Source organism: Listeria ivanovii subsp. londoniensis (genome assembly GCF_000763495.1).
Lineage (GTDB): Bacteria > Bacillota > Bacilli > Lactobacillales > Listeriaceae > Listeria > Listeria londoniensis.
Genome location: NZ_CP009576.1, coordinates 2,164,267 through 2,180,648 on the forward strand (window position 1 = coordinate 2,164,267; position 16,382 = coordinate 2,180,648).

A 16,382-nucleotide genomic window follows, 5' to 3' on the forward strand; every position below is an offset into this window, starting at 1 on the left:
AAACAAACGAGCAGCTTGAGCAAAAATTCGCTCAAGCTCCTCGAATCACTTATAAAGTCGTATGCGCTTTTTCTTCTGGAAGAATCATTTCGATTTGATTTTGCTCATTTAACACAACAATTTTTGGTTCGTGTGTGCTTGCTTCCTCTTTGGTAAACATCCCGTAGCTAATAATAATAACGACATCGCCAACTTGCACGTGTCTTGCAGCAGCGCCGTTTAGACAAATCACTCCACTACCAGGCTTTCCAGGGATGATATAGGTTTCAATTCTTGCACCATTGTTATTATTAACAATTTGTACTTTTTCATTAGGGCGCATATCAACTGCTTCTAGGATAGCAGAATCAATTGTAATACTTCCTACATAATTCAGATTGGCTTCTGTTACGGTAGCTCGGTGAATTTTGCCATTCATCATTGTTCTAATCATTTTTACCGCCTCTTTACATTTATTAATTCGTTATCGATTAAACGTGCTTTCGAATATTTGACAGCTGCTGCAATGATAATTCCTTTAGTCCAATCAGTCACAGGTGTGAATTCTGGATAAGAATAGATAGCCAAATAGGCAATTTTTTCATGCGCTGTTTGCTCATTTATTTTAGCTGTCATTTGCTGGATAATATTCGCTTCACTTGTTTCACCAGCTTCAATTAAACTTCGACCTAGTGTAAGTGCTTTATGAATAACAGGCGCTTCCTTACGTTCCAGTTCCGTTAAATAAACATTTCGAGAACTTTTTGCTAAGCCGTCACCTTCCCTGACAGTAGGTATTACCCGAAGATTAACTGGGAAAAAGTAGTCTTCTACTAATCCGGAAACAACGGCTACCTGTTGAGCATCCTTTTGTCCAAAGTAAGCATTGTTTGGATTTACTAAGTGAAATAGTTTTGTTAAGACCGTAACGACACCGTCAAAGTGGCCTTCTCGGTCTGCTCCATCGAGGACAGAAACACGTTTTTCAACATGTAACTTCGTCGCAAGTTCTGCTGGATACATTTCTTCCACGGTTGGAATAAATAAAATGTCCACGCCACCTTCTTCAGCAAGCTTTGCATCATGAGTTTCATCGCGAGGATAAGCATCAAAGTCTTCATTTGGGCCAAACTGTGTTGGATTGACAAAGACACTCATGACAACATAATCATTTTCTTTTCTAGCATGACTGACAAGCGTCATATGCCCTTCATGTAAAAATCCCATTGTTGGAACAAAACCAATTGTTCGATTAGTGCTTTTTTGTTTAGTGATCACATGCTTTAATTCTTCTTTGCTTCGAATGATTAACATGATGTTATTCCTTTCCGTATAGGCCTCTTAAATCTTCTTCGGCCATCGTAAAGCTATGTTTTACTTCAGGAAAACTAGTCGCTTTTACTTCTTTCACATAACTTGATAGCGCAGACGTAATTGTTTCATCAATATCTGCATAAGCTTTGACAAATTTTGCTCGGCGACTAATTCCGTAACCAATGATATCGTGGTATACAAGTACTTGTCCATCAGTTTCAACCCCTGCTCCAATACCAATGGTTGGGATAGAAAGAGCTTTTGTTACTTTTTCTGCAAGCTGACGGGGTATTGCTTCTAATACAATGGCAATCGCTCCTGCTGCTTCCACTGCTAACGCATTTTCAATTAATTCTTGCGCTTCTTCTGTTGATTTAGCTCGAACTTTGTAGCTACCAGTAAGTCCAACACTTTGTGGCGTCAAACCAAGATGAGCAACTACTGGCGCTCCTGCCTCTGTTAAACGAGCAATTTTATTTACGACTTCTCCTGCGCCTTCCAACTTAACTGCATGGGCACCGCTCTCTTGTATAATCCGGCGTGCATGCATAATTGTTTCATCTACAGATCCATGATAGGTCATAAATGGCATATCTGTCACGACAAACGTGTTCGGCGCACCCCGTTTTACAGCTTTCGTATGGTGAATCATATCTTCCACTGTAACTGGCACCGTGGAATCATAGCCTAAAACGACCATTCCAAGTGAATCTCCAACTAAAATCATATCTGCATCGGCTTGTTCTACGTTTTTAGCAGAAGGATAATCGTAGGCGGTGATCATCGTTATCTTTTCTCCGTTTTCTTTCATGGCAAAAAAATCTACTGGTCTTTTCATTTTCTTGGCTCCTTTTCGTCCCTGTTAAATAACTTTAATCAAGGCAAAAAACATATTTTTGGTTAGTAGCGTTCGTATGATCCGTTAGCGGTACCATCTATTCATTGCTACCATATGTATAATAACATAAATACATACTTACTTAAAGTATACAAATTGAAGAAAGGTCTACTCAGAGACCTCTTTACTCACTTTGTTCATCCAATTAGTTAGTTTTTCTGGTTCATCGGTAGCTTCATAGGTTGATGCTACTTTTCCAGCTTTCAAATAAACCATTGTTGGAACAGATTCAATGTTCATCTTCTTTAAAAGGGTTGTCATGTCATCACGACTTTTTTTGGAAGCTTTATCGGTATTATAGTATGCTAGAGGCTCTTTTAACTCCCTTGTTTCTAATTCTTTTTTTAAGATGGGTTGAAAAGCTTGGCAATCCTCACATGTAGGGCGCCCAACGTAAACAAATCCAGTATACTTATCCGCCATCTTTTGTTTAAACTCACTTGTAGAAACTGTTTGCAAAAAAGCGGCACTTTCTTTCTCCGTTTGATTTGCTTTATCTTCTGCCGCTTTTTTATTATCAGCACAAGCACTTAGTGTTAACAAAATGGTTATAATCGCGATAAAAAACATCATTTTTTTCATAAAAACAGCTCCTTGGTTTCAGTGTACATGATTTTTTGTGAAAAAGAAAAACTCGAAAAAGTGTTTTTCACACTATGAATTCGAGTTAAAAGATCTGTTTTCAATTACTTAAGTAGGGTGAAATGGTTCTTTTTTAGGGTGTTTGATTATTTTCACTATCAAGTAAAATATCTGCTGAATAAATAGCATGTACTTCTCCTAAGGCATCTTGCAATAAAAGCACACCTTCATCAGAAATCCCTTTGACTTTACCGTGAATTTTCCCTTTTGTTGTACTTGCTGTTAATTTTTCTCCAAACGGTATTGCCTTTGTTTCCCATAATAGCTTAATTGGTGCAAAACCTTTGTCTAGAAAAAGCGCATAATATTTTTCTAATGAGGTTAAAATTTCTTGCAACAATGCTTTTCTGGAAACACTTGCACCTAGTTCTAATTGCAATGAACTCGCTTTATCTTTAATTTCTTCTGGAAATTGTCGTTGATTAACATTGATTCCCATCCCAATTATAACGGCATGAATTGTTTCTGCTTCTGCTTGCATTTCAGTTAAAACACCACAAATCTTTCGCTTTCCTATGTAAATATCATTTGGCCATTTAATTTTTGGTTCTAGTTTTGTAATGTTTTCAATCGCTTCTGTAATTGCAAGAGAAGCTATAAAAGTAAACTGTGGTACTTTTTGTATTGGAATCTGTGGCTTTAAAATAACACTCATCCAAATACCTTCTCCTTTTTTGGAGTTCCACGGTCGTAGTAAACGTCCCTTCCCAGCGGTTTGCTCATCCGCTACGATAACGGTTCCTTCTGGACTTGATTCGATGTGCTGATGGGCGATAATTTGGGTTGAACTGACAGAATCATATATTTCTAAACGCTGACCAATAAATTTTGTTTCTAGTCCAAGGAGCAAGGCATCTTTTGTATATTGCTCTGCTGTTGCGGATAATCGATAGCCACGGTTTCTTACTGCTTCAATTTCAAAACCTTCTTTTCGTAGTGACTCCATTTGCTTCCAAACAGCCGTACGTGAACAACCAAGGCTATCCGCAATCTGTTGTCCAGATAAATAAGCCCCCTCACTTTCTGTAAATAAAGCAAGCAATTTTTCCCGGTTATTCTTCATGATAGCCAAGCCACCTTCTTATCGCATTTTTTTCATTTTTCATTTCTTTCAAAATAACTGCTCGTTCGATTTTATCAAGTGTTTCCTTCATCCAAGGGCCTGCCTTTTCACCTGACCATTTCAGTAAATCAGCCCCAGTGATTGCAAGATCTTTTTTGGAGTGAATCGGAAGTGATTGATAAACTTTAGCGAGCCGTTCCAGTTGATTCTCACCAAACCGGATAGTATTTAATTCATTTACTAAAGAAAAAGCTTCTACACCAGCATGATAAAGTTCTTCTTCAGACCAGTCTGTTTTTTTAGTTAACGCATACTGATACGTTTTATTAACTAGCTGCACAGTTTTGTTTGGCAATTTCCACGCCTTCAAAAAAGCAGTCACATTATTTGGTTTCACAGCAACTACTAATCCAAGCCAAATCGCCTTTTCCGTTTCTCGCTTATCCCAGTTCCAACTAGCGAAGTTGCTAAGTGCAGCTGCTTTTCCTTTTAAACCGGGTAAAAAGGATTCCATTTCCACTTTTAAGAGTAGTTCCATTGCCCGTTTAATAGCAGAACCTTTTACCATTTTCACCCATTCTACTGTTATTCTCTCAACAGATGTATGCTTTAACAAACCAATTTGATTTTGTAAGGCCGCTTCTGTCTCCTTTTCTAAATGAAAGTCTAGTTGGCTAAGAAAACGTATCGCGCGCATCATTCTAAGTGCATCTTCATGAAAACGTTCGGAGGCTTTTCCTACTGCCCGGATTTCTTTCTTTCGAATCGAAATTTGACCTAAAAAAGGATCATGCAAGTCAAAGTCCCCATCCATCGCAATTGCGTTCATCGTAAAATCTCGGCGTAATAAATCTTCTTCTAGTGAACGAATGAAAGTAACTTCACTCGGGCGACGGTAGTCTTCGTAAGCTCCTTCTGTTCGGAAAGTAGTCACTTCATAGTATTCATTATTTTCTCTAACCGTGACTGTTCCATGGGCGATTCCCGTATCATAGGTCGAAGTGAAAATTGTCTTTACTTCTTCCGGAAAAGCACTGGTCGCAATATCCACATCGGATATCGTTCTATTTAGCAAATAATCTCTGACAGATCCACCAACAAAATACGCTTCAAAACCCGCAGTAGTTAATTTTTGCAATACCGGAAGCGCCTTTTTAAAAACGTCATTCATCTGTCAATCGCTCCTTCATTCATCGTTTCTTCGTAAATCCCGCCAATCAAGAAAACCAGCACCCAACCCCCGAATTAAAATTTCTGCTGTGCCAATATTCGTCGCAAGGGGGATTTCGTATACATCGCATAGTCTAATAAGTGCCGTCACATCAGGTTCATGAGGTTGTGCAGTTAAAGGATCGCGTAAAAAAATAACTAAATCCATTTTATTTTCGGAAATACGGGCACCAATTTGCTGATCTCCACCAAGCGGACCAGACTTAAAACGATGTACGGTTAAACCGGTAGCTTCGATAATTCGCATTCCTGTTGTCCCAGTCGCATATAACTCATGTGGCTCTAGTAAATGTTTATATGCAGTCGCAAATCCTACCATCAACTCTTTCTTCTCGTCGTGCGCAATTAGTGCGATATGCATTCTATTCACCTATCCTTAGTCTAAAATATTTTCTAATCCATAAACAAGTGTTTCTAATTCTTTTGTTTTACGAACCGAAAGTGCTACGCCTGACATAAAGGAAATCCGGTCATAGGAATCATGACGTAAAGTTAGCCCTTGACCTTCTGCACCAAAAATCACTTCTTGATGAGCAACTAACCCAGGTAGACGGACACTATGAATGCGCATTCCTTCAAACTCTCCACCTCTTGCACCTTCTATCAATTCTACTTCGTCTGCTGCACCTTGTTTAACATGATCTCGTACTTCCGCCATCATTTCTGCTGTTTTGACAGCTGTACCACTTGGCGCATCTAATTTATTATCATGATGTAACTCGATAATTTCTACATTCGGGAAATATTTAGCTGCTTTTTGAGCGAATTGCATCATTAAAACTGCACCGACAGCAAAGTTTGGAGCAATTAATGCGCCAATTTTTTTGGATTCAGCGATTTCTCTCAGTTCAGCAATTTGTTCTGGCTGAAATCCAGTCGTTCCCACAACTGCACGCACACCATGTTCTAAGATTATTTTTGTGTTAGTATACCCTACTTTAGGTGTTGTAAAGTCAACTACACAATCAGGTTTTTCCTCTTCCAACATCCTAGCTAAATCAGCATAAACAGGTACATTTAAAGAGCTAAATTCGGCTATTTCATGGATGTTTTTCTCTTTTGGTTCATGATCTAATACTGCAATAAGTTCTAAGTCTTCTTCTCTTAAAATGGTTTTGACAACCTCATGCCCCATTCTTCCTTTAAATCCAGATACCGCTACTTTCATTCTGCCTATTCCTCCTTCTTAGTCCAACGATTTTTATCGCGTTCTTTGAATTTTGCCATCACAGTGTTGTGGGCTTCCTCCATATCAATACCTAGTGAATTAGCCATACAGGTAAGCACAAATAAACAATCGCCAAGTTCTTCTGCTACCGTTTTTTCTGGTTCACTTGATTTCTTTTGTTTTTCGCCATAATAATGATTAATTTCCCGAGCAAGTTCTCCAGTTTCTTCCGTAATTCGGGCCATCATTGCTAGCGGGGAAAAATAACCTTCCTCGAATCCACCAATAAAATCATCCACTTCTTTTTGTATTTCTGCCATTGTTTTCGCCATAGGTATTCCCCCTTTTTATGTTACACTAAAATAGGTTTTAACAGACAATTGTTAACTTCATTTCATTATACCTAAACAAATACATACAAGTCCATGATTTTTCACTTACTTATTAAATAGATTGCAAGGAGGAAAAGTGATGCTAAAAACACTTCGCACTAAAAACATTTGTTTTATCATGCTTGGGACAGCGATTTATGCTTTCGGACTCGTAAACTTTAATATCGCCAATAATTTAGGGGAAGGTGGCCTTGCGGGGGTAACGCTTTTCTTGCTTCATTTCTTTCAAATTGATCCAGCTTACTCTAACTTAGTTCTAAATATCCCATTATTCATTTTAGGCTGGCGTGTTTTAGGCAACCGTTCTCTTATCTATACAGGGATTGGAACAGTAAGTTTATCGCTATTTTTATGGATTTTCCAGCGTATTCCTTATACCTTAGATTTACATAATGATTTACTGCTAGTCGCGCTGTTTGCAGGTGGTTTTAGTGGCATTGGTTTAGGTCTAGTATTCCGGTACGGTGGAACAACTGGTGGTAGCGATATTATTGCCAAACTACTAAATCATACCAAAGGAATTAGCATGGGACGAACCCTTTTTGCGATTGATGCGATTGTTCTACTTGCCTCGCTTTCTTACTTAGATATTCGCCAAGTGATGTATACGCTTGTCGCAGTTTTCATCGGTTCACGTGTTATCGATTTTGTCCAAGAAGGCGCTTATGCAGCTCGTGGGGCCCTCATTATTTCCAAAAATAATGACTTAATCGCCTCTCATGTAATGCTTTCGATGAACCGTGGTGTGACAGTTTTAGAAGGCCGTGGTGGTTTTTCTAAAAGTGAGCAAGACGTTTTGTATATTGTTGTCGCTAAAAATGAAATTGTTCAGTTAAAAAATATCGTCCAAGCAGTCGATCCTCATGCATTTGTATCCGTTAGTGTCGTTCATGATGTGATGGGCGAAGGATTTACATTAGATGAAAATAAAAATCCTATTTACTAATATACTTGCTAGGTAAATAATTCGCTAGTGGTAATTCACTTGTCCAACCTAGTGCTAAATCTGCTAAAATTTTACCTACATAAGGGCCTGTGGTTAATCCAGAAGCACCAAGTCCATTAGCAAGAAAAACGGATTCCAAACCTGGAAGTGAACCAATTAATGGGGCAAAGTCTGGTGTATAAGGCCTTGTTCCAACAGTCACATTCGCTATTTTTTCAGAAGTAGCCTGCTCCATAAAATAGCTCACTTCCGCTAAAATCTCTGCTTGACCTGCTACTGTTGGCTCGATATCGAAGCCAGCAGTTTTTTCGTGGGTTGCACCTACAATAACCCGCCCACTTTCAAAAGGGACAATCGATTTAGCGCTAGGTGGTAAAATAACTGGCCAGTCATCCGTAGCCCATTCCTCGAAATCCAGTTCAAGTAATTGACCTTTTTGTGCCAAGACATCCGTTTTATATCCAGCATCAGCTAGAAAACTCGCCAGCCATGCTCCTGTCGCGATGATTAATTTATCATAGTTTTCTTTCCCACCAGTTACATGTACTTCCCCCGTTGCTGAAAAAGTCGCTTTACCAGATAAAATTCTCACTCCATTTTCTTGTGCTGCCTCTAGTAAAGTCCGGCAAAAAAGGCCACCATTTACTCTAGCAGCGCCACTTACAAAGATAGAACTAAATCCAGGCTTTACTAATGGGAATTTCTGTTTTGTTTCAGCTTCTGTTAACTTCTCAATCACTCCCATAACTGGTGCATCCGCTCGTCTTTCCTTTGCAAGATTAAAAAGCTGCTCGGTTTTTTCCGTTGTTGGTCTAAGTGCAAGGGCGCCTACTTGTTTGTATCCAGTTTCTTTGCCTGTATCATCAGCGAGCATTTGTGCTATCTTCGGATAAAAGGTAGCGCTATTTTTAGCTAATTCATACCAATACTTATTTCGTCTTTTAGAAAGCCATGGACAAATGATTCCAGCAGCTGCTCGACTAGCTTGTCCTGGTTCATTCGAATCAATTAATGTAACCTCAACGTTCTCTTTAGATAATAAATAGGCCGCACTCGCTCCAACGATTCCTGCACCAATAATCACGATTTTTTCCATCTTTACACCCCTCTATATCAATTGTGACACAAGTTGATTTTTTCAATACTCTTTGTAATAATATGTGAAAATAGTTAAGTTTACAAACAACTAATATCCTCGACTTCATTCTATCCATTGTACTAAAAATCCGACTTTAATTAAACAAGGCAGATATTGGCTTATCTCGTCGTCATGACCATAATCCCTCCTAGAGTGCTTTCGCCTTTCATTGGTTTTTGCACTGCGTCTCGGCTAAAAAATCCACTTATCCTTTTCTTCTGCCTTCATTAACATTTCAGTTGTTGTATTCTGCTGAGATATAGGAGATTTTTTTATGCTAAATATTCTTGAATCCTTATGGAGTAGCATGGCGCTTTTTTTATCAGCGCTTTTTTTCACGGAATGGCACTACGGTCGCTTCGAGATAAAAAACCTACTTGGTTCCAAAACAAATTCGCCAATGAAATTATCAATTATTCATTGGGTATTTATTATGGTTTCTTAGGGGTGTACTTCATTATTCGTGGGTTTCCAGGGACGGATTCTGGAATTTATACAGATACGTTACTCAATATTTTAATCGTCTTGAACTTATTTTCATCTGCTGGTCCGGCAACCCTTGCATTACTACTTATTATTTCGGGAAAAATAATTTTAGGCGATGCATTATTTTCTAATCTTTTTTACGTTTTTTTAATTATTGGTTTTCATTTTGTTTGTGTGGAAGCAGCAAAACTCCGCTTAAGCACTGTTCGTAAAGTCGTACTAATTAAACTTGGCGCTATTCCGCTGATGCTTCTATACTTACATCAAAAAATCTATATTGCTTATTCTAAGGAACCGCATTATCTTGCTGAGAGCATTGGACTGTATATGGAATACTTAGTGGAAGTAAATGATAGTGCTGAATTTCAAAAACAAGTGGCTTTACTACAGAAAAACTTTATTACAGAAGATAACTTTATAAAATAGGAAGTAGCCAAGAATACAACAACAAATGCCATTGTTGATGACTTCCGAATAACCGAAGCATTATATAGCGCGAGTAAAAAGTTCGAGCATCCTGCTTATAAAAAATTAGCAGATACCCTTTTAAAAAACACTCAAAAGTATAGTTCCAAAGAAAATATACCCGTTGACTTCTATGATTTTGTGCAAAAAAAGTAGCTAATACCTTACATATAAGTTACATGAACATTCCCGCAATGAAGCATACCAATTATCCAGAAATTGCCTATCAGCCAATCCAAACGGTTAGTGCAGAACCTTTTTTACAGAAGTGTTTCAAAACGGACAATTTCTATTTGCAGATGTAGAAGAAGTAAATATGATTGATCAGATGCTTATTACGATGACAACGGCTTTACAGAGCCAAATTTCAATAAATTTCTTCAAGACGAACTTTCTTCCAAAAACAAAATTTACGCTCGCTATAATCGAAAAACGAAAAAACCAACTTCTGAAAATGAATCCACCGCAGTTTATGCCTTTTTGACACAGTATTTTAACAAGACAAATCAACTTAAAAATGGTAAACCCCCAAAGAGTTATTACAAAAAATGGACACGTCTAATCCTGAAACGACTCATTTTTTTGATTATATAAATAAAGAAATAACGTAAAGAAGTTGGACAAATGAAAAAGCCCTCCGTAAGTGAAATTATTGGTCAAAATCTTTTTGATACAATATACGAACCGATTGTTGCGGTTGAAAATACCCAAGTTTTCGGCTATGAATCACTCACCCGTTTACAAACGAATCACTGGAATGCTATTAGTGATTTTATTAAAAAAGCGGAACAGGATGGTCTGCAAAAAGCATTTGAGCTGCTGACTCTTCATAATGCAGTTAAATGCTTTCACAAAAACAGTGATATACCCTTATTTATCAATATTTCCTATGATGCTTTTTTAGAGAATCAAGAAGAACTTCAGGAAATACTTCTTGATAACAGGAAAATAGTTTTTGAATTTCGGGAAACTTCCAAGCTACCACAAGAACGAATGAACGACCTAGACGAACAACTCCTTTTATTCCAGAAAAAAACATCAAACTAAATTTGCTATTGATGATTTTGGTTCTGGTTACGCTGACCTGCACCGTGTCTTTGCACACCATTCTGCCTTTGTAAAAACAGATCGCTTATTACTGCGAGATTTGTTTCAGAGTGATGGTAAAAAAAATCTTCTTTGAGCAACTTAATAATTACGTAAAAAAGCATCACAAATCTTTCATTGTTGAAGGCGTCGAAACAAAAGAGCAGCTGACGTTTTTGCAAGACATTGGCGTACCTTATGCACAAGGCTATTATTTTCATTAAATTGATAAAAAGAAAATCTGACAAATCTCAGGTTTTCTTTTTATTTTGAATAAGTTGTTATTCTTAGTCCCCCCATGTAAAATAGAAATGAAAACTAAAGGAGTGCTGAAAAATGACTTTAAAAACTGGTTTTGATTATTTAAACAATCCCCTTTTAAATAAAGGTACCGCTTTTTCCAAAGAAGAAAGGCTTACTTATCAATTAAATGGTTTACTACCACCAATTATTGAAACAATCGAACAGCAAGCAACACGTATAGAGCACCAAATAGAAGACCTCCAAACAGCATTACATAAGCATCAATTATTAACCAATTTGTATAATGAAAATCGTACACTTTATTATTATGTTGTCAATAAAAATGTAACAGAATATTTACCACTAATATATACACCAACTATTGGTGACGCAGTTATGAACTATCATAAAGACTATACTTCTCCAGATGAAGCATTATTTATAGATGCTTTTGCACCCGAAAGCCTAACTAGTTCTTTGCAAAATTATGCAAAAATAAATCCACATATTGATATGATTGTTATTACAGACGGGGAAGGTGTGCTCGGAATTGGCGATTGGGGAGTTAATGGTGTTAAAATTGCTGTTGGTAAGCTTGCTGTTTATACCGTTGCCGCTGGACTTTCCCCTGACCGGGTATTACCTGTTATCATAGATGCGGGCACTAACAATGAAACATTACTTCAAGATCCAAAATATATTGGAAACAAACGTCCTCGCCTAGCTGAAACAGCATATGACACATTTATTGCTCAATTTGTGGAAACAGTAAAAACTTTCTTCCCTAAAGCTATTCTTCACTGGGAAGATTTTGGTAGAGCGAATGCTAGTCGGATATTGCACCAGTATCGCAATGAAATTTGTACGTTTAATGATGATATTCAAGGCACTGGAGCGATGGTTGTTGCAGCAGCACTTGCAACGATTAATGTATCTAAAATCCCACTTAGCAAACAAAAAATTATTATTTTTGGTGCAGGTACTGCTGGAATTGGAATTGCCGACCAACTAAGTGGACAATTAATGCGTGAAACTGGTCTTCCTTTTGAACAAGCTAAAAAACATTTTTACCTTGTAGATCGACATGGTCTCGTAGTAGATAATATGGCTGATTTAACAACGGGACAAACAAAATATGCGCATGCTCATTCTGACTGGATAGGCACGCCAACAGAAACATTAGAACAACTAGTAGCCAATATTCATCCGACAATGCTTATTGGCTGTTCTGGTGTCACTGGAGCATTCAAGGAGAGCATTGTTCGAAAAATGGCAAAATATACCGAACATCCGGCAATTTTACCACTTTCCAATCCAACCAAGTTAGCTGAAGCAACAGCAAATGATTTAATTAAATGGACAGCTGGAAAGGCACTTATCGTCACAGGAAGTCCTTCAAAACCAGTCGAATTCCAAAATACTACTTACGAAATTGGTCAAGCGAACAACGCGCTACTTTATCCCGGGCTGGGTCTCGGAGCACTTATCACGCGGTCTAAATATATCACTGATGGAATGTTAGCTGCTGCTTCAAAAGCCGTCGCTAACCAAGTTTCACCAGACAAACCTGGTGCAGCTCTTTTACCACATGTTCGTACACTTAGAGAAACCTCTCGGCAGGTAGCCATTGCAGTCGCAAATCAAGCAATTCATGAGAAAATCCATCAAGTAGAAATCGAAAATGTCACAACCGCTGTTGACCTGGAAATGTGGCAACCAACTTACAAAGGAGTTTAGTTATGTTCTATAAAACAAAGCAATTACTTGATCAGCTTGTCCAAAACGGCTCCACTCCTGGAATCAGCTATCAAATAAAAACAAATATATTAGAGGAAACAAATATATTAGGTTTAAAGGCTGTTTTTCCAGAAGCTGAATTATTACCAAGAACAACAGCTAATATTTATGATATTGCTTCTTTGACAAAAGTAATTGCAACTACGACTCGTATTTTACAACTTATCGAACAACAAAAATTCCAATTGAATGATTCCATCCAAAATTATCTACCTAATTTTCAATATCCAGCTGTGACCATTTTGCATTTACTAACACATAGCTCTGGACTAGCACAAAATATTCCTAATTTTGAAATGCATACAGCAAGTGATGTAATGCGCTATGTTTATGCAACTCCACAAGAATTCCCACCAGGTACAAATGTCACTTATTCAGATGCTAATTTTCTTTTGCTTGGTTATTTAATCAAGAAGTTTGATGGTAATTATGAAGAATCCATTCAAACCAATATTCTTCATCCACTACAAATGACCAATTCGAGCTTTCACCCAATCAATAAAAAACAAGTAATTCCAACTGAACTTGATCAAGTACGCGGTTTAATTCAAGGCGATGTTCATGATTTTAAAGCATGGACAGCAAAAACAGGAACTGGACATGCTGGGCTTTTTAGCACATTAGAAGATTTAACCAAATTCCGTGATGCTCTTATAGAGAAAAATGGCTCCCCTATCCTCTCTGAAAAGATGCTCCAGCTGATGCAAACCAACCATACTCCAGAACTTAATCGGTCACGCGGACTTGGCTTTGATTTGCTGGGAGATTCCATTTTATATCACACCGGATTTACCGGAACTTTTATGGTATTAGATTTAAAAAGGCAAGCTAGTTTAATCGTTTTATCTAATCGGGTCCATCCCAGTCGAGCTAACCCCAATTTTGTTTTAAAAAGAGATAGTATTGTCCATATTTTTTTAGAAGAAGTGGATGCAAAAAAGGAAGCCTAGCTAGCAAGCCGAGCTTCCTTTTTTTATTCAAGTATAGTAATCCGTTTATTCGCCCCATTCACACTAAAAAAACTGTATTAACACAGCGGATGAAAGCCTTTTCTAGTTATATAAAAGAAATTTATTTTCTTTGCAATTTTATATTGTTTTCGTTTTCACAAAGGAGTATGCTTTTCTAGTAAAGAAAGATTCGCTAGATAAGAATCTGCTTTTAAGTGAAAAAAAGCACAATTGAAGGAGGAAATTATTATGACAAAAGCATGGGATGGTTTTAAAGGAACCACTTGGCAAGAAAACATCAGTGTAGGTGATTTCGTTCAAAACAACTACACTCCTTATGACGGTGATGAAAGTTTCTTAGAAAAGAGCACACCAAGAACAACTAAATTAAACGAAAAAATGAACAAATTAGTAGAAGAAATGGACGCAAAAGGTGGCGTTCTTGATATGGATAACGCTACTGTATCAAACGTTGCTTCTCATAAAGCTGGTTACGTAGACCAAGAAAATGAAGTAATCGTTGGCCTGCAAACAGACAAACCTTTCAAATTAGCGTTTATGCCAAATGGTGGCCTCCGTACTGCTGAACAATGTTTAACAGACAATGGCTATACCATTGACCAAGAATTACATGATTTCTACATCAAAAATCGCTCTACTGCCAATGATGGTATTTTCAGAGCTTACACAGATGATATCAAACGTGCTCGTCACTCTCATATCGTTAGCGGACTTCCTGATGCATACTCTCGCGGAAGAATCATTGGTTTATACCAAAAACCAGCTCTTTACGGTGTAGATCGTCTAATCGCTGAAAAACAAAACGATTTGAAAAAAATCGCTATTTCCTCCGATGAAAATATTCGTTTACGGGAAGAAATCTGGTTACAAATCAAAGCACTTAAAGACTTGATTGTTTTAGGTAATGAATATGGCTTAGAACTTGGACGTCCAGCAGAAAATGCAACAGAAGCTGTACAATGGACTTACATGGGTTACCTTGCTTCTATCAAACAAGCAAACGGTGCTGCAAGCTCATTCGGACGTATTCCAATTTTCCTTGATATCTACATCCAACGTGATTTAGAAAAAGGAATTATTACCGAATTCGACGCACAAGAATTAATCGAACAATTAACTTTAAAACTAAGAATGGTACGTTTTGCAAGAACAGATGGTTACAACGAACTTTATGCATCCAACCCAACATTCGTAACTACTTCGATGGCTGGAATGGGCGCAGATGGTCGTCACCGTGTTACTAAAACAGACTACCGTTTCTTACACTGCTTAGATAACCTAGGTAATTCAGCAGAACCTAACTTAACTGTCCTTTGGGACGCTCGTCTACCAGAAAGCTTTAAAGAATATTGTATGAAAATGAGTGTTAAACATTCCTCTATTCAATACGAAAATGATAAATTAATGCAAGACGAAGGATACGGCGATATGCAATGTATCAGTTGTTGTGTTAGTCCACTAAACCCAGAAGCAGACAAAGACAAAGGCGAAACGCATAACTTGCAATATTTTGGCGCTCGTGTAAACGTACTTAAATGTCTTCTTGGCGCAATTAACGGTGGTAAAGATGATCTTCATAAAAATCAAGTATTCAACGTGGTAGAACCAATTACTAGCGAATACCTTGAATACGAAGAAGTTCTTGATAAATTCGATAAATCCATGGACTGGTTAACAGACACTTACGTAGATGCAATGAACATCATTCACTATATGACTGACAAATACAACTACGAAAGCATGCAAATGGCATTCTTACCTTCTAAAGTAACAGCTAACATGGGCTTTGGAATTTGCGGCTTCGCAAATGTAGTCGATAGCTTAAGTGCCATTAAACACGCAAAAGTAAAAACTATTCGCGACAAAGATGGTTTTGTGTATGACTATGAAGTTGAAGGCGAATTCCCTCGTTACGGTGAAAATGATGACCGAGCTGATGATATCGCTGTGATGGTTCTAAAAATGTTCAAAGACAAATTAGATTCCCACAAACTTTACAAAGATAGTGAAGCAACTGTATCTGTTCTAACAATTACTTCTAACGTTGCTTATTCAAAACAATGTGGTAACTCTCCAGTGCATAAAGGACCTGTATTTGACGAAAATGGCAAAATCATCAAAGAACCAGAATTTTTCAGCCCAGGAGCTAACCCATCTAACAAAGCAAAAGGTGGTTTCTTAGATAACTTAGCTAGTCTTTCTAAATTACCATTCCACTATGCTAACGATGGTATTTCCTTAACAATCCAAGGTGCACCAAAAATGTTCGGTAAAACAACAGAAGAACAACACCATAACCTAGTTGGTATTCTAGATGGTTACTTTACAAAAGGTGGACAACACATTAACTTAAATGTCTTAAACCACGAAGAAGTTATCGAAAAAATCAAAGCTGGTATCCCTGTTATCCTGCGTATTAGTGGTTACTGCTTAAATACCAAAGACCTTAACGAAGAACAAAAAATGGAACTTTGCCAAAGAATGTTCCACGAAAAATTAATTGGTTAATAAGAAGTAGCTCTATAAAAAAGGATTTGGTCATTCTTCCCTAAGAAGAGTAGCCA

General features: G+C 37.6%; 14 protein-coding genes and 2 pseudogenes. 6 read left to right on the forward strand and 10 right to left on the reverse strand.

The window, feature by feature from the left end:
- Positions 1–49 precede the first annotated feature (49 nt).
- The 9 genes from panD to JL53_RS10630 form a co-directional block, all read right to left on the reverse strand.
- On the reverse strand, positions 50–433 hold the full coding sequence (gene panD / locus JL53_RS10590) for an aspartate 1-decarboxylase (RefSeq protein WP_038407593.1): 384 nt from the start codon (positions 431–433) through the stop codon (positions 50–52).
- Positions 434–435: 2 nt separating this feature from the next.
- Positions 436–1,293, reverse strand: coding sequence for a pantoate--beta-alanine ligase (gene panC, locus JL53_RS10595; RefSeq protein ID WP_003720226.1), 858 nt, complete (start codon positions 1,291–1,293; stop codon positions 436–438).
- Positions 1,294–1,297: 4 nt separating this feature from the next.
- Complete coding sequence (panB, locus tag JL53_RS10600; RefSeq protein ID WP_038407594.1) at positions 1,298–2,131, reverse strand: 3-methyl-2-oxobutanoate hydroxymethyltransferase; 834 nt, start codon at positions 2,129–2,131, stop codon at positions 1,298–1,300.
- A 168-nt stretch (positions 2,132–2,299) separates the two neighbouring features.
- On the reverse strand, positions 2,300–2,773 hold the full coding sequence (locus JL53_RS10605) for a thioredoxin family protein (RefSeq protein WP_038407595.1): 474 nt from the start codon (positions 2,771–2,773) through the stop codon (positions 2,300–2,302).
- A gap of 133 nt (positions 2,774–2,906) precedes the next feature.
- Positions 2,907–3,896: a biotin--[acetyl-CoA-carboxylase] ligase gene (locus JL53_RS10610; protein WP_003720229.1), complete on the reverse strand. Its 990-nt coding sequence runs from the start codon at positions 3,894–3,896 to the stop codon at positions 2,907–2,909.
- Positions 3,886–5,067, reverse strand: a complete 1,182-nt coding sequence (locus JL53_RS10615; RefSeq protein ID WP_003720230.1) for a CCA tRNA nucleotidyltransferase — start codon at positions 5,065–5,067, stop codon at positions 3,886–3,888. Before JL53_RS10615 ends, JL53_RS10610 begins: the two co-directional genes overlap by 11 nt.
- A 15-nt stretch (positions 5,068–5,082) precedes the next feature.
- Complete coding sequence (gene mgsA, locus JL53_RS10620; RefSeq protein WP_003720231.1) at positions 5,083–5,487, reverse strand: methylglyoxal synthase; 405 nt, start codon at positions 5,485–5,487, stop codon at positions 5,083–5,085.
- A 15-nt stretch (positions 5,488–5,502) separates the two neighbouring features.
- On the reverse strand, positions 5,503–6,294 hold the full coding sequence (gene dapB, locus JL53_RS10625; protein WP_038407596.1) for a 4-hydroxy-tetrahydrodipicolinate reductase: 792 nt from the start codon (positions 6,292–6,294) through the stop codon (positions 5,503–5,505).
- A 5-nt stretch (positions 6,295–6,299) separates the two neighbouring features.
- Complete coding sequence (locus JL53_RS10630) at positions 6,300–6,626, reverse strand: nucleotide pyrophosphohydrolase (RefSeq protein WP_003720233.1); 327 nt, start codon at positions 6,624–6,626, stop codon at positions 6,300–6,302.
- 139 nt (positions 6,627–6,765) lie between these two features.
- Between JL53_RS10630 and JL53_RS10635 the strand changes: the two genes are divergently transcribed.
- Positions 6,766–7,632: a YitT family protein gene (locus JL53_RS10635; protein WP_038407597.1), complete on the forward strand. Its 867-nt coding sequence runs from the start codon at positions 6,766–6,768 to the stop codon at positions 7,630–7,632.
- Here the strand turns inward: JL53_RS10635 and JL53_RS10640 are convergent.
- Positions 7,622–8,728 carry an NAD(P)/FAD-dependent oxidoreductase gene (locus JL53_RS10640; RefSeq protein ID WP_003720235.1) on the reverse strand — a complete coding sequence of 369 codons (1,107 nt, stop codon included), beginning with the start codon at positions 8,726–8,728 and terminating at the stop codon, positions 7,622–7,624. The genes JL53_RS10635 and JL53_RS10640 overlap by 11 nt on opposite strands.
- Positions 8,729–9,044: 316 nt before the next feature.
- Between JL53_RS10640 and JL53_RS15875 the strand changes: the two are divergent.
- From JL53_RS15875 to pflB, 5 genes and pseudogenes are all read left to right on the forward strand, one after another.
- Positions 9,045–10,332, forward strand: a pseudogene (locus JL53_RS15875) (hypothetical protein).
- A gap of 13 nt (positions 10,333–10,345) precedes the next feature.
- Positions 10,346–11,031, forward strand: a pseudogene (locus JL53_RS10655) (EAL domain-containing protein).
- Positions 11,032–11,143: 112 nt separating this feature from the next.
- Positions 11,144–12,787: an NAD-dependent malic enzyme gene (locus JL53_RS10660; RefSeq protein WP_038407598.1), complete on the forward strand. Its 1,644-nt coding sequence runs from the start codon at positions 11,144–11,146 to the stop codon at positions 12,785–12,787.
- A 2-nt stretch (positions 12,788–12,789) separates the two neighbouring features.
- A complete protein-coding gene (locus tag JL53_RS10665; RefSeq protein WP_038407599.1) occupies positions 12,790–13,797 on the forward strand; it encodes a serine hydrolase domain-containing protein in 1,008 nt (335 codons plus the stop codon).
- A 249-nt stretch (positions 13,798–14,046) separates the two neighbouring features.
- Positions 14,047–16,326, forward strand: a complete 2,280-nt coding sequence (gene pflB / locus JL53_RS10670) for a formate C-acetyltransferase (protein ID WP_038407600.1) — start codon at positions 14,047–14,049, stop codon at positions 16,324–16,326.
- Positions 16,327–16,382 lie beyond the last annotated feature (56 nt).